Source organism: Microcystis sp. M53598_WE2, assembly GCF_030067735.1.
Lineage (GTDB): Bacteria > Cyanobacteriota > Cyanobacteriia > Cyanobacteriales > Microcystaceae > Microcystis > Microcystis aeruginosa.
This window is the reverse complement of the sequence record NZ_JASJFE010000010.1, coordinates 1-1,410: the sequence shown is the minus strand read 5'-3', so window position 1 is coordinate 1,410 and position 1,410 is coordinate 1. Positions and strand designations below refer to the sequence as shown.

Sequence of the window (1,410 nt, the reverse complement as noted above, 5' to 3'; positions counted from 1 at the left end):
TTTCAGCAAACCCTAAATAACTATGACTTTAGACCTGCGCGGCACTCCCTGCCCAATTAATTTTGTCCGAACAAAATTGCAATTAGAGAAAATGACCGCCGGGGAACGGTTGGAAGTCTGGTTAGATGCCGGGGAACCGATCGAACAGGTTCCCACTAGCCTGACAGTGGAGGGTTATCAGATAGAATCGATCGAGGACCGAGATAGCTTTTTTGTTCTCAAAGTCTATCGCCCCGATTCCTAAATGGTAGATGCACAATTAACCGATTTATACGGCACAGTGGTGGCTGTACAGGCGAATTTCTATCAGGTACGCTTGGATTCTGCCGTTATGGGCGAGAATCTTCTCTGTACCCGTCGCGCTCGCTTGCAAAAAATCGGTCAGTCGGTGATGGTTGGTGATCGGGTGCGCGTGGAGGAAGCCAATTTTGGCGATCAGCAGGGTGCGATCGCAGAAGTCCTCCCCCGCAGTACCGAGATCGATCGGCCGGCCGTTGCCAATATCGAGCAGATTTTGCTAGTTTTTGCCCTTGCTGAACCCGTCCTCGATCCTTGGCTGATCAGTCGTTTTTTGGTGAAAGCCGAGTCCACAGGTTTAGAAATTGCCGTCTGTGTCAATAAAATCGATCTGGGGGAACCGGAACAAATAGAGGTCTGGGGCGATCGCCTAGCTAGTTGGGGATACCGGCCTTTTTTTGTCAGTGTGGAGAAAAATAGGGGATTTGAGGCTTTATTGGCACAATTAAACCATAAAATTACTCTCTTGGCCGGTCCATCGGGGGTGGGAAAATCGAGTTTAATTAATTGCTTAATTCCTGAGATTAATCAACGGGTGGGGGATGTGTCGGGAAAACTGCAAAAAGGTCGTCACACCACCCGTCATGTGCAGTTATTTGCTTTACCAAATCGGGGTTTATTGGCCGATAGTCCGGGTTTTAACCAACCGGATATTAATTGTTTACCGGAACAATTAACTTTTTATTTTCCGGAAGTGAGAGCGCGTTTAGCTTTGGGAAATTGTCAATTTAATGATTGTACTCACCGTCGGGAACCTAACTGTGTGGTGAGGGGAGATTGGGAACGTTACCAACATTATTTAGAGTTTTTAGAAGAAGCGATCGCACGAGAACAGTCATTACAGAAAACTAGCACAAAAGAGTCAAGTTTAAAGTTAAAAATTAAAGAAGCAGGTCAAGAAACCTACGAACCCAAATTAGCCAATAAAAAATATCGTCGTCCTTCCCGTCGCGGCAAAAATCAAGATCAGGAACGCTACGAAAATAAAACTCTCCAAGATATTTATAATGATGATTCTGAATAGAATCGATTCGGTTGTCTTTATCTTCAGGGTTGCTTTATAAATACTGTCTAAAGATGACAATTTAACAGCAATGATTGTATCTATGGGTT

The 1,410-nt window shown here is 44.7% G+C and carries 2 protein-coding genes; both read left to right on the top strand.

Features of this window, described 5'->3' with window-relative positions; translation table 11 throughout:
* The first annotated feature begins 22 nt into the window (after positions 1-22).
* Positions 23-244 (top strand): sulfurtransferase TusA family protein, encoded by a 222-nt coding sequence (locus PX636_RS00250; RefSeq protein WP_002738399.1) that lies wholly within the window; start codon positions 23-25, stop codon positions 242-244.
* Positions 245-1,321, top strand: a complete 1,077-nt coding sequence (gene rsgA / locus PX636_RS00245; protein ID WP_002795598.1) for a small ribosomal subunit biogenesis GTPase RsgA — start codon at positions 245-247, stop codon at positions 1,319-1,321. It begins immediately after the preceding gene.
* Positions 1,322-1,410 lie beyond the last annotated feature (89 nt).